This is a genomic window from Microbacterium sp. NPDC056736, assembly GCF_042790415.1.
In the GTDB taxonomy this organism is placed as follows: Bacteria; Actinomycetota; Actinomycetes; order Actinomycetales; family Microbacteriaceae; genus Microbacterium.
This window is the reverse complement of record NZ_JBHTZE010000004.1, coordinates 222,645-239,875: the sequence shown is the minus strand read 5'-3', so window position 1 is coordinate 239,875 and position 17,231 is coordinate 222,645. Positions and strand designations below refer to the sequence as shown.

Genomic DNA, 17,231 nt, shown 5'->3' with positions numbered 1-17,231 from the left:
GCGTGGCGATCGAGTTCGGCAAGGAACTGGGCATCACCACCACTCCCATTCCCGGGCTGGTCGTGTGGGACCTCCCCGTCCACGGTGACAGCCGCGGCTGGTTCAAGGAGAACTGGCAGCGCGAGAAGATGACCCGCGCCGGACTTCCGGACTTCGGACCGGTGCAGAACAACATCTCGTTCAACGACGCGGTCGGGACCACGCGAGGGATCCACGCCGAACCGTGGGACAAGTGGGTCTCGGTCGCGACCGGACGGATCTTCGGCGCGTGGGTCGATCTGCGTGAGGGCCCGACCTTCGGGGCGGTCTACACCACCGAGCTCGACCCGTCCCGCGCGATCTTCGTGCCCCGCGGCGTCGGCAATTCCTACCAGACGCTCGAGCCCGACACCGCGTACACCTATCTCGTCAACGATCACTGGTCGTCCGAGGCGCCGTACACCTTCCTCAACCTCGCCGACGAGTCCGCCGCCATCGCGTGGCCGATCCCGCTCGACCAGGTCGAGGTCTCCGCGAAGGACAGGGCTCACCCCCGCCTGGCGGACGTGACGCCGATGACCCCGCGCAAGATCCTCGTCGTCGGCGCGAACGGACAGCTCGGACGCGCGCTCCGGGCGGAGTTCGCCGGCGCGGCGCACGTCGAGTTCGCCGCGCGCGACGACGTGGACCTGGGCTCGCCGGACCTCGCGGAGGCCCGGCGCTGGCGCGACTACGCAGCCGTCGTCAACGCCGCCGCCTACACCGCCGTCGACCTCGCCGAGACGGCGGACGGACGCACCGATGCGTGGCTGACCAACGTCACGGGCGTCTCGCGGCTCGCGGCGGTGGCCGCGGCGCACGGCGTGACGCTGGTCCACGTCTCGAGCGACTACGTCTTCGACGGCACGCTGTCCCGCCCCTACCGCGAGGATGATCCGGTGTCGCCGCTGGGGGTGTACGGGCAGACGAAGGCCGCCGGCGACGCCGTGGTGTCCACCGTGCCGCGCCACTACATCCTTCGCACCTCCTGGGTGATCGGGGACGGCAGGAACTTCGTCCGCACGATGCAGTCGCTCGCGGAGCGGGGCGTGGACCCGTCCGTGGTGGGCGACCAGATCGGGCGCCTCACGTTCGCAGACGACATCGCTCGCGGCATCCGTCATCTCCTGTCGACCGCGGCGCCGTCGGGCACGTACAACCTCACCGGCGCGGGCGACCCGGCGTCGTGGGCCGACGTCGCACGGACGGTGTTCGAGCTCACCGGCCACGACCCGGCCCGCATCACGGCCGTCTCGACGGACGAGTACTTCTCCGCCGCGACGACACCGGTCGCTCCGCGGCCGCGCAACAGCGCGCTCGACCTCGCCAAGATCGAGGCGACCGGATTCCGGGCGCCGGACTGGAAGGACGCGCTGCGCCGCTATCTCACGGGCGAGGGCGGCTGAGCCGACCCCCGCGACCGGGTGGCCGTCGCGGCTCAGCCCGCTCCGACGACGACGCGCGGCGTGCCGGCCCAGGCGGCCGCATCCGTCGCGTTGCGGCCGTCGACGAGGAGGCGGATGCCGGGCAGATCGGCCGGGGTCAGCGCGCGGTAGTCGCCGTGGTCGGTCTGGAGGACGGCGAGGTCGACGTGATCGCCGAGCCGGTACGGCTCGAAGCCGAGGGCGCGCAGCTCGTCGTCGCTGTACAGCGGGTCGTGCACGCGGACGTCGGCGCCGCGCTGCGTGAGCGCCTCGACCGTCGGGAACACGCCCGAGAACGCCGTCTCTTTGACGCCGCCGCGGTAGGCCGCGCCGAGGACGACGGCGCGGGTGCCGTCGAGCGAGCCGAGGAGACCCGCCGCCTGCTCGACGAGACGGCCGGGCATGGACGCGTTGAGCATGCGCGCCGTGCGCACGATGTCGGCGCCGGGGTCGGTCGAGAGGTACAGCCGCGGGTACACCGGGATGCAGTGACCGCCGACCGCGATCCCGGGACGGTGGATGTGGCTGTAGGGCTGCGAGTTGCACGCCTCGATGACCTGGTAGACGTCGATGCCGTGCTCGGCGGCGAAGAGGGCGAACTGATTGGCCAGTCCGATGTTGACGTCGCGGTACGTCGTCTCGGCCAGCTTCGCCATCTCGGCCGCCTCGGCACTTCCGAGGTCCCAGACGCCGTTGGGCCGCGCGAGGTCATCGCGCTCGTCGAACTGCAGCACCGACTCGTAGAACTCGCGGGCGCGCTGCGCTCCCGCCTCGGACAGGCCGCCGATGAGCTTGGGGTACTTGCGCAGGTCGGCGAACACCCGGCCGGTGAGGACGCGCTCCGGCGAGAAGACGAGATGGAAGTCCGAACCCTCGACGAGACCCGACCCCTCTTCGAGCATCGGCTTCCAGCGGCTTCGCGTCGTGCCGACCGGCAGCGTCGTCTCGTACGAGACCAGCGTGCCGGGCGTGAGGTGCTGCGCGAGAGACCGGGTCGCGGCATCCATCCATGCGAAATCCGGCTCCCACGTGGCGTCGTCCACGAAGAGCGGGACCACGAGCACGACCGCGTCCGCGCCGGGGACGGCGTCGGCGTAGTCGGTGGTGGCCCGAAGGCGCCCGGCGGGGACGAGCTCGGCGAGCTTGTCCTGCAGGTGCGCTTCGCCCGGGAACGGCTCGACGGCGGCGTTGATGCTGTCGACCGTCGCCGCGTTGACGTCGACGCCGATCACTTCGTGGCCCGAATCGGCGAACTGGACGGCGAGGGGAAGCCCGATCTTTCCGAGGGCCACGACGGCGATGCGCATGGATTCCAGTCTAGGGCGGGCGGCGCCGGGCGCCGCCCGCGCCAGACCTCACGGGCAGAGCAGCAGATCCTCGACGTCGGCCGACAGGGCGCCGGTGCCGCCGAGCAGCCACACCCCGTTGGCGCGGTGGGAGATGATGCCGTCGGCGGCGTCCACGCCCACGCACGTGGGAGGCGTCAGGAACAGCGGCGCGCCCCACGCTCCCGCCAGCGGAGCTCCTGCCAGCGCGTCGGGGAAGTTCATCCCGTTCGCGAGGAAGGAGTCCTCCGCGACGCCGAAGACCGCGGCGTTCAGCTGGGCCGCGGTGGCGTAGCGGCTGGTGCCGGCGATGCGGACGACCTCGCCGATCCCGTGCGCGGCGAGGCCGCTCTCGATGCCGGCCGAGACCGCACCGGTGCCGCCCGCGATGATGACCTGCTGCACGCCGAGTTCGTCCAGCAGCGTCAGCGTCTCGGCGGCGGGGGTCGAGGCGGTGCCGTCGACGAGGATCACCGGCGCACCCATGACGCCGGCCGCCGGGCCGGCCGCGAGGGCGTCGGGATAGTTCCGGCCGGTCGCGATGATCGCCACGTCCGCCCCCGCGTCGTAGGCGTCGCGCACGATGTTCTCGCCCGTGTCGTAGCGGCTGGTGCCGCCCACGCGGTCGACGGCCGTCCCGGGCAGGACCGCCTTGATGGCGTTCAGCACCCCGTCGGACACGGCGCCGGGGCCGCCCACGACGACGACGCGTGCGGGATCGAGCTCGGCGAGCCTGTCGCTCGTCGCCTGCGGCAGCGACGTCGCGTAGGTGAGCAGGAGCACGCCGCCCTGCAGGATCGCGGCGGGTCCGGCCGCGAGCGCGTCGGGGTACGTCATGCCGTTGGTCACGTAGACCACGTCGGGGCTCGACCCGGGGGGCACCGCCCACCGCGAGATCTCGGCGGCGGTCTCGAACCTGCTCCCGCCGAACACCCTGCCGACGTCGAAGTAGCGCTCGTCGAGGATCACCGTGCCGAGGTCCACCGTCTGGCCGGCCGTCACGATCAGGTCCTCCGACTCGAAGAAGTAGCGCGCGTCGTTGTACCACTCCAGGCCGATGGAGACGTCGCTGGCCAGGAAGCGGATGGAGTACGTGCCGGGTTCGAGGTCCTGCGAGGTCCAGTCGTCGAAGTCACCGCTCCAGCCGACCGACGGCAGCTGCACGTAGTAGCCCGTGCCCTCGTCCAGCTTCCACAGGCTGATCTCGACCTGGGACAGCGGCGACAGCCACGTGCTCTTGTACATGACCCCGACGTTGACGTTGCCCTTGGCCGGGTCCGTCGGCGGCGTCGCGAACGACACCAGCCGTGTCGGAGCCGCCGGCCCCGAGGCGCCCGCGGGCGCCTCGACGAGCGGCTGCGCGACGCTGGGCGCCGCGGAGAGGAGCGAGAATGCGGCTGCGGCCACGAAGGCAGCCGCGACGAGGGGAACACGCGTCATCGAGTGGACCAGTTTCAGGAGAGGATGGGATGAGAATCGCCAAACGGTAGCACGGTGGAACCGCAGGGTCCGCATCGACGTGGCACCACTTTCTGAGGACGGATCTTGGGCTCCTATCCCCTGTCGCGCGCAGGCGCGACGATCGCGCTCGCAGCCGCGCTCGTCGTCGCCGGGATCCCCGCGTCCGCGGGCGCCGGCACGCTGCCGGCGGAGGCGGGGCGGCGCGCTCCGGCGGCCGTCTCGGCGACGGTGCAGGCCGAGACCACGCGCCTGGCCGGCCCCACCCGCTACGACACCTCCGTCGCGATCTCGCAGGAGTTCGAGCCCGGCGTCGGGACCGCAGTCGTGGCGGCGGGTGCGAACTTCCCCGACGCCCTTGCGGGCGCCGCGGCCGCCGCACACCTGGGCGGGCCGCTGCTGCTGACCCCGCACAATGTGCTGCCGCCCGCGGTGAAGGACGAGCTCGTGCGGCTGGATCCCGAGCGCATTCTCGTCCTCGGTGGTCCGGGAGCCGTGTCGGATGCCGTCCTCACGCAGTTGCGCACCGTCGCCGACGCCGATCGCATCGGCGGATCGGACCGCTATGCGACGGCATCCGCCATCGTCGAGAAGGTCTTCACGGCGGACGATTCGATCGTGATCGCGACGGGCCGCGGGTTCGCCGACGCCCTCGCCGCCGGCGCGGCAGCCGGCTCGGCCGGCGACCCCCTCCTGCTCGTGGACGGCGCGCAGCCGGCACTGCCGGACGCGACGCTCACCGCCCTCGATCGCTGGAACGTGAGCCGCGTCACGATCGCGGGCGGGGTCGGCGCCGTCGATGTGGGCATCGAGCAGCAGCTGCGCACGGCGGGCTTCGAGGTCGGGCGCCTGGCAGGGGCCGACCGGTTCGCGACCGCGGACGAGATCGCGACGACGTATTTCGGGGCGAACCCGCCGTCGGCGTTCCTCGCGACCGGGCTCGACTTCCCCGACGCGCTCTCGGCCGGCGCCCGCGCCGGTGCGCTGCACGCTCCGGTGCTCCTGACGAGGACCGACTGCGTGCCGGCGCCGACCAGCGGCCTCGTGGCCGGCGTCGGCTCGCACCTGTTCGTCGTCGGCGGCGAGGGCGTGGTGTCCGCGGCGGCGGCGGAGAACACCCCGTGCCCGTTCGTCCCCGCCCCCGCGCCGACCTGGGCGACCAGCGGGTTGGCGTTCGATGCGCAGGCGGCGATCCCGTACTCGGATCGCGCCCCGGTCAACGTGGACGACCCCGCGATCGAGCTCGACGAGACCGGCCTGCGCATCTACCTCACCCGCGGCACCCCCAGCGTGCGCGCCGACCACCCCGTCGCCTACGCGCAGTACGGGATCTCGGCGCTCATGGAGTTTCAGAAGACCGGCGAACAGATGTGGCTCGACCGTGCCGTCCGGCACGCCGAGCGCCTCTCGCAGATCCGCACCGAGCGCGCAGGGGCGTGGTGGTTCCCGTACACGTTCCGCTGGACCTACTACCAGCGCACGATGCTCACGCCGTGGTGGTCGGGGATGGCTCAGGGTCAGGCGCTGTCGCTGTTCGTCCGGCTGTACGAGGAGACCGGCGAGGAGCGCTGGCGGACGGCGGCCGACCGCACGTGGGCGAGCTTCCCGCAGCAGCGGGACGGCGCGCTGCCGTGGCAGACGATGGTCGACGACGGCCTGCTGTTCTTCGAGGAGTACGCCGGCAATCAGCCGCCGCTGCTCGTGTTCAACGGGCACGTCTTCGCGCTGTTCGGGCTCTACGACTACTGGCGGCTCACCGGGGACGAGACGGTGCATCGCTACCTGGACGGCGCCGCGACGACGGCGCTGCAGATTATGCCCCGCATCCGCGTGCCCGGAGGCATCTCGTACTACTGCGTGCAGGACGTCTACTGCCAGAGCCCGCTGTGGCAGAACTCCGCCTACCACCCCATCCACTCGTGGCAGCTCGACACGGTGGCCCGGCTGACGGGCGACCAGCGGTTCGGCGACTGGGCGAACCTGCTGCGACAGGACTGGACGCCGCCCGCCGCGCGCTTCGCGGCGCCGCCGAGCCTGCCGCTGGGCTGGGAGGACGGGCCGCCGCAGTAGCGGCCGTCCGCGCAGCGGGGGTCAGCGCGCCGCGAGCTCCGCGACGACGCGCTGTGCGGCGCGGCCGTCGCCGTACGGGGCCGCCGCCGTGTCGGCCGGGCGAGGCCTCGTCACGCCCGCGGCGATCTCTGCCCGCGTCCCCGCGAGCACGTTCCACCCGAGGTCGACGGTCTCGACCCACTCGGTCTCGGTGCGCACCGTCGTGCACGGCACGCGCAGCAGGAACGCCTCCTTCTGCAGTCCGCCGGAGTCGGTGACGACGCCCGCGCTGTGCATCACCGCGGCGATGAGGTCGGGGTACGCGAGCGGACCGTGCGAGATCAGCGAGCCCTCCGTGAGCGGGATGCCGTGGGCCGCCGCCTTGGCGACGACGCGGGGGTGCGCGAGCAGGACGACGGGCTTGTCCAGCGACGCCAGCGCGCCGGCGATCTCCGCGAGCCGTGCGGGGTCGTCGGTGTTCTCGGCGCGATGGATGGTCGCCACGTAGTGCCCGCCCGGCGCCACGCCGAGCTCCGAGACGAGCGACGACGCGCGCCCCGCCAGCTCGTCGCGCACCTCGTACAGCACATCGGTCATCACGTCGCCGACGAGGACGGTGCGCTCGGCGAGCCCCTCGGCCGCGAGGTGGTCGACCGCCACCTTCGTCGGCGCCAGGAGCAGGTCGGCGGCATGGTCGGTGAGCACCCGGTTGTGCTCCTCGGGCATGCGTCGGTTGAAGCTGCGCAGGCCGGCCTCGAGGTGCGCGACAGGCAGGTGCATCTTGACGGCGCTGAGCGCCGCGGCGACCGTGGAGTTCGTGTCGCCGTACACGAGCACCCAGTCGGGCTGCTGCGCGTCGAACACCCCGTCGAGGGCCGACAGCATGGACCCCGTCTGCACGCCGTGCGAGCCGCTGCCCACGCCCAGATGGACGTCGGGCGCTGCGATCCCGAGGTCGTCGAAGAACACGTCCGAGAGCATCGGGTCGTAGTGCTGCCCGGTGTGGACGATGACGTGCTCGACTCCGGCGGCACGCATCGCCTTGTCGATGGGGGCGAGCTTGACGAACTGCGGGCGCGCGCCCACGACGCTGACGATCTTCACGGGGCACCAGTCTAGACAGTCGCCGACGCGCGGCCTGCGAGCCGTTGGGTAACGTGGACGCGTGCGAATCCTGCTCGTGACGACGTGGTATCCGTCGCAGGCAGCCCCGTCGTCCGGCGCCTTCGTCGCCAAGGACGCGCACGCACTGGCCGAGGACCACGATGTGCACGTCGTCCACCTCGCCTCGCCTGCTCTGCTGTCGCCGGCGGATGCCGCCGCCGACGCCGGCTCGCCGGTGAGGGTGACGCGCATCCCGATGCGCACGTCCGCCCCGTTCCACTGGCTGCGGGCCAGGCGCGCGCTCGAGGCGCACCTGCGGAAGGCCGACGTCCTCCACACGCAGGCGTTCAGCGCCCTGCTGCCGTTCGCGGCCCGCGGGCCGCGCCTGCCGTGGGTCCACACCGAGCACTGGTCGGGGATCAGCAGGCCGGAGTCCGTCAGTCCGGTGTGGCAGGTCATCGGCCGGGTGCTCCGTCCGCTGCTGCGCCGCCCCGACGTCGTCACGGCCGTCTGCGAGTTCCTCGCCGCGCCGATCCGGCGCTCGCGCCCGGGCGAGGTGCGGGTGGTCCCGTGCATCGTCGAACCGGCCGGACGCCTGGCCTCGTGGCCGTCCGAGGCGGACGGCCTGAGGCTGACGGCGACCGGAGGCCTGGTGGACGGCAAGGACCCGCTGCTCGCGGTCGACGTCGTCCGCGAGCTCGTCGACCGCGGCCATGACGCGGCGCTCAGCTGGCAGGGCGACGGTCCTCTCCGCGAGGCGGTCGTCCAGCACGCGCGCGACGCGGGCGTGCTGGAGCGCCTGACGCTTCCCGGTGCCGTCTCCCCCGAGGCGGTCGCGGCGGCGATCGACGCCGCCCGCGTGTTCCTCCTCCCGACCAGGGGCGAGAACTTCTGCGTGTCGGCGGCCGAGGCGATCGTCCGCGGCCGCCCCGCCGTGATCGGGGCCGTGGGCGGCCAGCGCGAGTACGTCACCCCGGCGAACGGGCGCCTGGTCGCCGAGCGGGCCGCCGGCGCCTACGCCGACGCGATCGAGGAGGTCCTCGCGGCGGCGAGCGACCCCGAGCTCGTCGCGTCGACCATCGGCGACGCGTTCTCCCGCGCGCGCGTGCGCGCCGCCTACGAGGATGCGTACGCGACGGCCGGCGCCGCGCGCGGGGCGGGCCGATGACTCCGCGCGTCGATGTCGTCATCGCGGTCCATGACCCCACCCGCCCCATCGAGCGCGCCGTCGGCAGCGTGCTCGGCGGCACCACCGCGCCCGTCCGGGTCACCGTGGTGGTCCACAACACCGAGCCGGCACCGGTCCTGGAGCGGCTCTCGCCGTTCGCCGAGGATCCCCGCCTGCGCACGCAGGAGCTGCGCGACGGCATCCCGAGCCCTGCCGGCCCGTTCAACGCCGGCCTGGACGCAGCCACCGCCGAGTTCCGCGCGGTGATGGGCTCGGACGACGAGCTGGAGCCGGGCGCGATGGATTCGTGGCTGGCACGGGCCGATCGGGCCGGGGCGCGGGTGGTCATCGCGCGGGTCCGGCACGCGGGCGGGCGGGCGGTCCCCACGCCGCCGACCCGTCCCGGTCGCACCGCCGGCCTGGACCCCGTCCGGGACAGGCTCAGCTACCGCTCCGCCCCGCTCGGGCTCTTCTCGCGCGACCCCTTCGGCGACCTCCGCTTCCCCGTCGGTCTGCCGGTCGGCGAGGACATCCCGTTCGTCACGCGGCTGTGGCTGTCGGGCCAGCCGATCGCGTACGACCGGCGCGGCCCCGCCTACCTCGTGCACGCCGACGCGCAGTCCCGCACCACGACGCTGATCCGGCCCCTCGAGATCGAGTTCCAGTGGCTCGACGCGCTGTTCGCGGAGGAGGCGTTCACCGGCGCGACAGCGGATCGGCAGGCCGCGGTCGTCGTCAAGCTCCTGCGGGTGCACGTGTTCGGTGCGGTGCTCAACCGCCCGGATCCGGCGATGTGGACCGCGGTGGAGCGCCGCGCGCTCGCGGGCGTCGCCGACCGCCTGGTGGCCGCCGGGCACGGCATCGAACGGGTGCTCGCGCGCCGCGACCGCGCTCTGCTCGATGCGATCAGGGACCCCGGCGTGCCCGCCGCCGATCTGCTGCGTGCCGCGGTGCGACGCCGCCGTTTCGGCGCTCCGGGCACCCTGCTCCCCCGCGACCTGCGCTGCACCTTCCACCGCGAGGCGGGGCTGCGCATGGCCGCGGCATCCGCTCTCCAGCTCCTCTGAGTCGCGCCGGCCTCAGCCCACGGCCGGTCGCTGGGGCAGGGCGTCGACGGCCCGCTTCCAGATCGCGACCTGGCTCTCGCTCGAGAGCTCCCGGGCATGCGCGTGGGAGGCGGCCTTGGCCGCGTCGACGGCCGACGGCGTCAGGGCGTCGATCGTCCGCGTGAGCGCCGGCGCCGTGAAGTCCTCGGCGACCCAGCCGATGCCGTACCGCCTGACGTACTCGGCCATCTCGGGCGAAGGACCGCAGATCACGCCGAGCCTGGCCTGCACGTAGTCGAAGATCTTGTTGGGCAGGGCCCAGCGGTTGTTGAAGTTGACCGGCGGCAGGATGTGGACGCCCACGTCGTAGCCCCGGAGCGTCTCGGGCAGCTGCCGGTAGGGCACCGGATCGTGGAGGGTGATGCGCTTAGACCGCGCGGCGACGGCACGCAGCTCCTCGAGGTAGCCGGGGTCGTTCGGTGTGAGGTAGAGGTCCAGCGTCGCCTCGCGAGCGGCGAGCACGCCGTCGACGAGGACGCCCAGGTGCCGGTTGCGCAGCGCTGCGCCGGAGTGCACGAGGCGAAGGGGCCGGTGGCAGGGCGTCGGCTCGGCGTCGACGTACGGCGCGGCGTTGGTGACGACGTCCGGACGGAAGCCGAACCGCTTCTCGTACGCGCGCGCGAGGCCCGCGCTGACCGTCGTCCACGAGTCGGCGCGGGCGACGTGGCGGCGGCACATCCACTCGATGAACGGCTTGACGAAGAGGCGGAAGCGCAGCAGCTCCTCGTGCTGCCGGGGCGAGTACTCATGGAGATCGGCGTGGACCCCGTCGCGCACCCCGGTGGCGAGGACGACGCCGACGGCGTCGACGTCGTTCGCGATCGCGACGTCGAACGTCCGCCCGGCCAGCGCCCGCGTGGCCGCGGCGATCGCGGCGTTGCCCCGATACGCCCGCCGGTACTGCCGGAGGATCACCAGCAGCCGCGGGTAGCGCCAGACGGCGAGCTCCTCGGGAATGGAGATGTGCTCGGCCACGCCCTCCGGAGCCGGACCGTACCCGCACGTCACGATGTCGTACTCGTCGCGGAACACCGCGATCTGCTTGAGCAGCCGGGCATCGGACACGATCGGCGAGAAGGAGACGATCAGCAGGGACCTGCGCGCACCGGTCACCTCGCGCCTCCCCTCACCAGGTCGGCGGCGCGCCGGCCGGTCTTCTCGACGTCGAACTCCTGCTCCCACACCCCGCGCGGACGGTACGTGCCGTCGTCCGCCTCGAGGACGCGCTCGAGCACGGCGGCGACGGCGTCGGCTCCGGCATCCCCTGCGACCAGCTCGCCGGTGCCGAGCTCAGGTCCCACGAGCTCGGGCGTTCCCCCCACCGCCGTCGCGACGACCGGGATGTCCCACGCGACGGCCTCCATGATGCTGACCGGCAGCCCCTCGCTGGTGCTGAGATTGACGAACGCGTCCACCCGGTTCTCCTCGTAGAAGCGCAGCACGTCGCGGTTAGGGGTGTCGCCGCGGAGGTCGACGGCGATGCCGGCGCCGGCGGCGGAGGTCAGCCGCTCCAGCTCGCCGAGGCCCTCGCCCCCGCCGAAGTGGACCCACCGCAGCGGCGTCTCAGGTGCGCGGCGGTGCAGCGCGCTGAGCGACTCCCAGATCAGCGGCACGCGCTTGAGCGGGATCACCGCGGAGCACGAGACGACCACGCGCTCCCGGCCGCGCGGGGGCCTGCGCAGCTCCGCCGGACCGCCGACGCCGAGCCGGCTCACCGTCACCTTCGCGTCCACGCGCGGGTCGGCGTACGCCTGCGACAGGTACCGGCGTCCGTGCTCCGACACCGTCAGCACCCGGTCCACCCGGGCAAGGAGGAAGCGGCGGAACGGCAGGTATCCGCTCGGCTGCCGGTCCTCGTAGAGGTCGTAGCCGTGCAGGCGGACCACCCTGCGGCGCACCCCGGTGAGCCATGAGATGGCGAGGCCCCCGCCCATGCCCCAGAACGCGTAGGCGACGGTGTCCGGGCTCTCGGCGATCGCCTCGCGCACCGCACGCCGGCGAGCCTGCGTGATTCCCACGCGAGCCCCCATCAGGAACAGGCGGACGTGCCCCCGCAGCCGCCCGGCGACGAGCTCCCGCCACGCGGCGGCGGCCGCCAGCGCCAGCATCCGGGGCCGCAGCGGCGTCCAGAGGCTGTCTTCCGCGGACCGCTCGAACAGGTTCCCGCCCAGCCGGACGTTGGCCGGCATCGGCACGAGACCGGGCGAGGTGTCGCGCGCGTGGCAGAAGACGACGACGTCGTCGAAGGATGCGGCGAGGCTCCTGATCTCCTTCTCGACGAAGACCGTGTCGCCGGTCGCGTACGGATAGTCGTTGGTGAAGAGCAGCAGTCGACTCATCGCCGGAGGAGTCCCCGCCTCCGCGACATGAGGCGCTGAACGACGGCATCCCAGACGTCCACCTGCCGCTCCCCCGCCAGCTCGGCGGCGCTCGCGTCCGCGTTCGCCTTGAACCGGGCGACGGACTCCGGGGTGAGCCGCTCGATCGCCTCCTGCGTGGCCTCGCGCGTGAAGTCGGCCGCGACCTCGCCGATGCCGTAGTGGTCGGTGTAGTACACCATCTCCTCGGACGGCCCGATCACGACGCCCAGCCGCGCCTGCACGTAGTCGAAGATCTTGTTCGGCAGCGCGAGCTTGTTGTTGAAGTTGATCGGCGGCAGCACGTGGATGCCGACGTCGTAGCCGTTGAGCGTCTCGGCGAGCTGGGCGTACGGCACGGGGTCGTGCACCACCACGCGCGCGGACGAGGCGGCGAAGTCCTTCAGCTCCTGCAGGTAGGGCGGATCGTTCGCCGTCAGGTAGAAGTCGAGGGTGACGTCGTTGCTCGCGGCGTCGACGGCCTCGGCCATGACGTGCAGCTGGCGGTTGCGCAGGCACGCCCCGCTGTGGACGAGGCGGATCGGCGTCCCCACGGGCGTGGGGGCGGTGTCCTGGTACGGCGCGGCGTTGGTCACCAGCTCCGCGCGGAACCCGAAGTTCCTCTCGTACTCGTCGACGATCCCCCTGCTCACCGTCGTCCACGCGTCGGCCTTCGCGACATAGCGCCGCACGACCCACTCGAACCACGGGGTGATGCGCGCGAACCACGCGGGGTTGTCGTCGTGCAGGCGCGGGCTGTACTCGTGCAGGTCGGCGAGCACGCCGTGGCGCGGACGGAGCTTGACCGCCACCGGGACCGCCTCGACGTCGTTGGCGATAGCCACGTCGAAGCGGCGACCCTTCAGCGCCTGCCGCGACCAGGCGACGGCGGACAGCCGCCAGTACGCCGGCCGGTACCGCTTGAGCGTGATGAGCGACCCGTTGAGGTCGTTGTAGCGCTGGTCGTCCGGAATGGTGATGTGCTCGACGACGCCCTCCGGCGCCGGTCCGTACCCGCACGTGGTGACGTCGAAGCGCTGGGTGAAGCGCGCGACCTGCTTCAGCAGGCGGGCGTCCCGCGCGATCGGCGAGTACGACAGGATCAGCATGGTCGGACGGGGACTCATCGCCTCGGCTTCCGTTCGCGGGTGAGGAAGTACAGCAGGTAGCGCCGCAGCGTCGCCTCGCGGGCGAGGCTGTGCACGACATCGGGGGTCAGCCACCGATCCCGGCGGCCGGCGGATGCCGCGCGCGCGGCGTCTCCGGTGACGCGGTCGATCGTCGGCTCACGGAGGAGACCGTCGAGCACGCGCCGGTCCTGGCGGTTGAACGGCGTCAGCACCCCCGGGGCCACGGCGATCAGACGCCGGAGGACCCCCGCGACGAAGGCGACCTCGGCGTCGTCGCGCCAGGCGCCGCGGTCTCGCCCTCGGGCGATCCCCACGACGCTGACGCGGATGAGCTTGACCGCCAGTGCGCGGCGATGCGGCTCGGCGAGGCCGGCGACGACGCCGTCGTCGAGGAGCCGGACGAGCGGCCGGAGCACGTCCTCCGCCGGCAGCGGCGCATGGGTCGTCCGCTCGCGCGCGTCGGTTCCGATGACGTAGCACGGCGCCGCCGGGAGATCGACGCGGGAGGATGTCGCGAACAGGCGGATGCTGAACTCGAAGTCCTCCCCCACCGGGAGGCCCTCGACCATGCGCAGACCCATCGCCCGCATCGTGGCGGTGCGGATCAGCCCGAGGGGCGCGGTCCGGTAGAACAGCCGATCCTTCGCGGCGTCGAGCCGGTTGCGGCGGCCGAGTCTCACCAGCGGGTTGGGCATGCGCGTCTGGCCGTCGATCCGCAGCGGCGCGATCACCGCGTCCGGTCGATGCGCCCGGGCGTGGCGGATCCACCCCGCCATCGCGCCCGGCTCGAGGAAGTCATCGGATCCCATCACCGCGCAGTACTCGCCGTCGGCGAGCGACAGCCCGTGGTTGAACGGACCGGCGGCGCTGCGGATGCCGTCCACGAGCGAGACCACGCGCACATCGCCGTCCATCCCGGACAGGCGCTGACGGAACGGCTCCGCCGGCAGCCCATGGGCCACGACGGTCACCCGCACGTCACGGCGCACGTCGGCGTCGGCGAAGACCGAGGCGACCGCGCGCTCGATGGGGCGGGACTCGTCGTGGCACGCGATGACGACGTCGACGTACGGTGCGGTCATGCCAGCCCGGCCAGCTGAGCCTGCTCGGCGAAGTTCGGCACGGCGGCCACGAGCTCGTCGAACGAGCCCCGCGCGGCGATCGTCCCGTCCTGGAGGAAGCAGATGAGGTCGCTGTCGCGGATCGTCGAGAGGCGGTGCGCGACCGACACGATCGTCACCTCGCCCTTGAGGCCCCGGATCGCGGACGTCACCAGCGACTCGGTCTTCGTGTCCAGGGCGCTGGTCGCCTCGTCGAGCACGAGGATGAGCGGATCGCTGTAGAGCGCGCGGGCGATGCCCAGCCGCTGGCGCTGGCCGCCCGACAGCGCCAGGCCGCGTTCGCCGATCCGCCCGCGCATGCCGCCCTCGCGCACCGCGACGGTGTCCCAGAGCTGGGCCCGCACGAGGGCCTCGCGCACGCGGTCGAAGTCGATGTCGGCGTCGTCCCACGACAGCGCGACGTTCTGGGCGATCGTCCCGTCGAACAGCGCCACGTCCTGGGGCACGTAGCCGACCCGCGAGCGCCACGCGGCGAGGACGTCGTTGAGATCCTGGGTCCCCAGCATGATCGTCCCCTGCTGGGGCACGAGCAGGCCCAGCAGCACGTCCACGAGCGTCGACTTGCCTGCTCCCGACGAGCCGACGAGGGCGAGCGAGCTTCCGATGGGGATGTCCAGGTCGATGTCGTGCAGCGCCGGGGTGTCCTCGTGTCCGGGGTACCCGAACGACACGCCGCGCATCCGCAGCGCGTCGGGGGTTCCGACGATCGGCTCGCGCCCGAGCCGCTCGGCCGCCTCGATGTGGATCTGGGAGGCCTTGATGTCGAAGATCACGCCCTGCACGTGCGGCACGTTGGCGGTGGTGGTGGTCACGATCGACTGGAACCCCGTCAGCGAGGGGATGAGCCGGAACCCCGCGACGGCGAAGAGCGCGACGGATGCCACGGCCGTCGACAGCCCTCCGTACGCGTAGCCCACACCGCCGATGAGGATGAAGCCTCCCACCAGCGCGGCGTTCAGCACGAAGACCGGCAGCGACGACAGGAAGCTCATGTTCGCGCGCGCCCGGGTGCTGTGCCGGCGGTTCTCCTGCACGACGTCGGCGATCTCGCCGACCTTGTTGCGCAGCGTGATCTCTTTGAGCGCCTGGACCATCTCGGTCATCAGCGCCGCGACCTTCAGCGAGTAGTCGCGCGACACCCGGCCGGCCTGCACGGACTTCGCCGAGACGATCCAGTAGAGGATCGCCATGATCAGCCCGAGGTACACGACGGTGATGAGCGCGGTGAGCGGCTGCGCGATGACGAGCACGACGACGATCAGCACGAAGCTGACGGCCAGGGCCGGCAGCTGCACGATCGGGAGGAGGAAGCCGGCGGTGGCGTTGGCGATCCCGACGTCGGCGATGCGGACGATCTGCGCGGTGTTGCGCGCGAGGCGATGGGTCCACGGGGCCTTGATGTAGCTGTCGAACAGGTGGCGTCCGACCTCCAGCTCGAAGGCGGCGAACCGGCGGGTGGCGAACCACTGCTGCGCCAGTGCGAGGGCGGACTTCACGAGGATGAGGACCGCGACGAGCCCGAACACCCAGACGACGGCGTCCACGCCGAGCTCGCCGATGATGGGGAACCGGATCGGTGCGCCGGAGATCATCGGCGCGAGGCTGACGGCCAGCAGCATGATCGCCGCGATGTCGATGGCCGCGAGCAGGCACGAGACGATGATGTAGCGCGTGAGGTAGCTGCGCGCATCCGAGGGGAGCCACGGGACGAGCTCGCGGAACGTGCGGTAGACGATCTTCATGGGCGCACGCCGCGAGGCAGGTCGGAGGGCATCAGGCTATTCTTCCACGGGCCGCGACGACGCTGCTGGCTCGACGTTCAGGAAGGACGCGAGCACGAGCGCCGAACGCCGGCCGTCGTGCACCTCGGCGACGAATCGCGGGCCGCGCGCGGCGATCTCACGGTACGCGGCGGGCGCCGCGACGACCGCGCGCAGCGTCTCCTCCAGGTCGGCGGCGGTGGACTCGAGGATGGGGAGCCGGTGCCCGGCGACGGTCTCGACCGTGCTGCGCACGGACGCACTCACATGGCTGATCACCAGGCGGCCCGACGCCATCGCCTCGCACGCGGCCACCCCGTAGATGCCGAGCGAGAACTGATCGAGCACGACGTCGGCGGTGCCGTAGTGCCGGGGCATCTCGCCGGCCGGCACGCCCGACAGCTCGCGGTACTCGACGACGCCTTCGGCGTCGAGGCGGCGGAGGGTCTCGGCGATGAGGTCGCTGCCCTTCAGCCCCGCGTTGCTCGGGGCGTGGACGACGACCGGTCTCTCGCGCATGAGCGGCGCCGCGGGCGCGGCGCTGCGCCACCGCTCCGGGTCCACGACGACGGGAAGCCAGGTGGCACCGGGCGCGTCCTCGAGCAGATCGGGGGTCGAGACGAAGACCGGCAGCCCCGAGACGTCGATGAGGCGATGGTTGCGCCGGGCGATCTCCTCGAGCCGGGGGGTCTCGGGATATCCCGTGGCGTGGAAGGGCGAGTCGGGCTCCCGGGCGAGGTGCGCGCTCGGAATCCGCAGGTCGCTGCCGTGGAAGACGAGCGCCACCGAGATGCCCTTCGCACGCATGCGCGCGATCTGCTCGTCCACGGTCTCGTCCGGCCCGAGCACCTGACGGCCCGACTCGATCATGACGTGCGAGAACCGGCGCAGGATCGCGCGGCGCTGGGCGCGCTGCCACGGGCGGTTCGTCCGGAAGAACACCGTCCCGACGGAGTGGTCGGCACGGAACCCGAAGACATCCGCGGCATCGCGGTACATGAAGTCCGCGGCGGCGACACCGGGAAGCCGTTCCGCCGCGCGCGCCCAGGCGAAGCCCTGTCCGGCGGAGTTGACCGGGCCGATGAAGAGGCGGGCTGCGGCGCGCCGCACGCGCGTCGTGCCGGCGGCGCGCGCCGACCTGCGCGCGTCCGCCGCGTGCCACGCCCGCCGGACGACGGGCGCGGCGGCCAGGCGCGAGCGCAGCCCCACGG

13 protein-coding genes are annotated in these 17,231 nt (G+C 72.6%); 4 read left to right on the top strand and 9 right to left on the bottom strand.

What is annotated here, in order from left to right:
• Positions 1 to 2 precede the first annotated feature (2 nt).
• Positions 3 to 1,424: a dTDP-4-dehydrorhamnose reductase gene (rfbD, locus tag ACFRAL_RS10515; protein ID WP_378882515.1), complete on the top strand. Its 1,422-nt coding sequence runs from the start codon at positions 3 to 5 to the stop codon at positions 1,422 to 1,424.
• Positions 1,425 to 1,456: 32 nt separating this feature from the next.
• On the opposite strand, the gene ACFRAL_RS10510 is transcribed toward rfbD, so the two are convergent.
• Both ACFRAL_RS10510 and ACFRAL_RS10505 read right to left on the bottom strand, forming a co-directional pair.
• Complete coding sequence (locus ACFRAL_RS10510; protein ID WP_378882512.1) at positions 1,457 to 2,749, bottom strand: nucleotide sugar dehydrogenase; 1,293 nt, start codon at positions 2,747 to 2,749, stop codon at positions 1,457 to 1,459.
• Positions 2,750 to 2,797: 48 nt separating this feature from the next.
• Positions 2,798 to 4,207 (bottom strand): cell wall-binding repeat-containing protein, encoded by a 1,410-nt coding sequence (locus ACFRAL_RS10505; RefSeq protein WP_378882509.1) that lies wholly within the window; start codon positions 4,205 to 4,207, stop codon positions 2,798 to 2,800.
• Positions 4,208 to 4,312: 105 nt separating this feature from the next.
• On the opposite strand from ACFRAL_RS10505, the gene ACFRAL_RS10500 reads away from it, so the two are divergent.
• Positions 4,313 to 6,295, top strand: a complete 1,983-nt coding sequence (locus ACFRAL_RS10500; RefSeq protein ID WP_378882506.1) for a cell wall-binding repeat-containing protein — start codon at positions 4,313 to 4,315, stop codon at positions 6,293 to 6,295.
• 21 nt (positions 6,296 to 6,316) lie between these two features.
• Here ACFRAL_RS10500 and wecB read toward each other — a convergent pair whose 3' ends face one another.
• On the bottom strand, positions 6,317 to 7,378 hold the full coding sequence (wecB, locus tag ACFRAL_RS10495) for a non-hydrolyzing UDP-N-acetylglucosamine 2-epimerase (RefSeq protein WP_378882503.1): 1,062 nt from the start codon (positions 7,376 to 7,378) through the stop codon (positions 6,317 to 6,319).
• Between the two features lie 61 nt (positions 7,379 to 7,439).
• Here wecB and ACFRAL_RS10490 point away from each other — a divergent pair, with 61 nt between their 5' ends.
• Together ACFRAL_RS10490 and ACFRAL_RS10485 are read left to right on the top strand one after the other, a co-directional pair.
• Positions 7,440 to 8,546 carry a glycosyltransferase gene (locus tag ACFRAL_RS10490; RefSeq protein WP_378882500.1) on the top strand — a complete coding sequence of 369 codons (1,107 nt, stop codon included), beginning with the start codon at positions 7,440 to 7,442 and terminating at the stop codon, positions 8,544 to 8,546.
• Positions 8,543 to 9,613, top strand: coding sequence for a glycosyltransferase (locus ACFRAL_RS10485; protein ID WP_336398455.1), 1,071 nt, complete (start codon positions 8,543 to 8,545; stop codon positions 9,611 to 9,613). The genes ACFRAL_RS10490 and ACFRAL_RS10485 overlap by 4 nt, the downstream gene beginning before the upstream one ends.
• 12 nt (positions 9,614 to 9,625) lie before the next feature.
• Here ACFRAL_RS10485 and ACFRAL_RS10480 read toward each other — a convergent pair whose 3' ends face one another.
• The 6 genes from ACFRAL_RS10480 to ACFRAL_RS10455 are packed head-to-tail and all read right to left on the bottom strand — an operon-like array spanning position 9,626 to position 17,229.
• On the bottom strand, positions 9,626 to 10,765 hold the full coding sequence (locus tag ACFRAL_RS10480; RefSeq protein ID WP_336398454.1) for a glycosyltransferase family 1 protein: 1,140 nt from the start codon (positions 10,763 to 10,765) through the stop codon (positions 9,626 to 9,628).
• A complete protein-coding gene (locus ACFRAL_RS10475; protein WP_378882496.1) occupies positions 10,762 to 11,991 on the bottom strand; it encodes a glycosyltransferase in 1,230 nt (409 codons plus the stop codon). Before ACFRAL_RS10475 ends, ACFRAL_RS10480 begins: the two co-directional genes overlap by 4 nt.
• Positions 11,988 to 13,136 carry a glycosyltransferase gene (locus ACFRAL_RS10470; protein WP_378882494.1) on the bottom strand — a complete coding sequence of 383 codons (1,149 nt, stop codon included), beginning with the start codon at positions 13,134 to 13,136 and terminating at the stop codon, positions 11,988 to 11,990. The genes ACFRAL_RS10475 and ACFRAL_RS10470 overlap by 4 nt, the downstream gene beginning before the upstream one ends.
• Positions 13,133 to 14,221, bottom strand: coding sequence for a glycosyltransferase (locus ACFRAL_RS10465; protein WP_378882491.1), 1,089 nt, complete (start codon positions 14,219 to 14,221; stop codon positions 13,133 to 13,135). The genes ACFRAL_RS10470 and ACFRAL_RS10465 overlap by 4 nt, the downstream gene beginning before the upstream one ends.
• Positions 14,218 to 16,002 (bottom strand): ABC transporter ATP-binding protein, encoded by a 1,785-nt coding sequence (locus ACFRAL_RS10460; protein WP_336398450.1) that lies wholly within the window; start codon positions 16,000 to 16,002, stop codon positions 14,218 to 14,220. The genes ACFRAL_RS10465 and ACFRAL_RS10460 overlap by 4 nt, the downstream gene beginning before the upstream one ends.
• A gap of 36 nt (positions 16,003 to 16,038) precedes the next feature.
• Entirely contained in the window at positions 16,039 to 17,229 is a 1,191-nt protein-coding gene (locus ACFRAL_RS10455) for a hypothetical protein (protein WP_378882487.1), read from the bottom strand.
• Positions 17,230 to 17,231: the final 2 nt, after the last annotated feature.

Bases quoted from the DNA above. Each gene is read 5' to 3' on its own strand.
- ACFRAL_RS10510 (WP_378882512.1), bottom strand. From the start codon at position 2,749: ATGCGCATCGCCGTCGTGGCCCTCGGAAAGATCGGGCTTCCCCTCGCC.
- ACFRAL_RS10505 (WP_378882509.1), bottom strand. From the start codon at position 4,207: ATGACGCGTGTTCCCCTCGTCGCGGCTGCCTTCGTGGCCGCAGCCGCA.
- ACFRAL_RS10485 (WP_336398455.1), top strand. From the start codon at position 8,543: ATGACTCCGCGCGTCGATGTCGTCATCGCGGTCCATGACCCCACCCGC.
- ACFRAL_RS10475 (WP_378882496.1), bottom strand. From the start codon at position 11,991: ATGAGTCGACTGCTGCTCTTCACCAACGACTATCCGTACGCGACCGGC.
- ACFRAL_RS10470 (WP_378882494.1), bottom strand. From the start codon at position 13,136: ATGAGTCCCCGTCCGACCATGCTGATCCTGTCGTACTCGCCGATCGCG.
- ACFRAL_RS10465 (WP_378882491.1), bottom strand. From the start codon at position 14,221: ATGACCGCACCGTACGTCGACGTCGTCATCGCGTGCCACGACGAGTCC.
- ACFRAL_RS10460 (WP_336398450.1), bottom strand. From the start codon at position 16,002: ATGAAGATCGTCTACCGCACGTTCCGCGAGCTCGTCCCGTGGCTCCCC.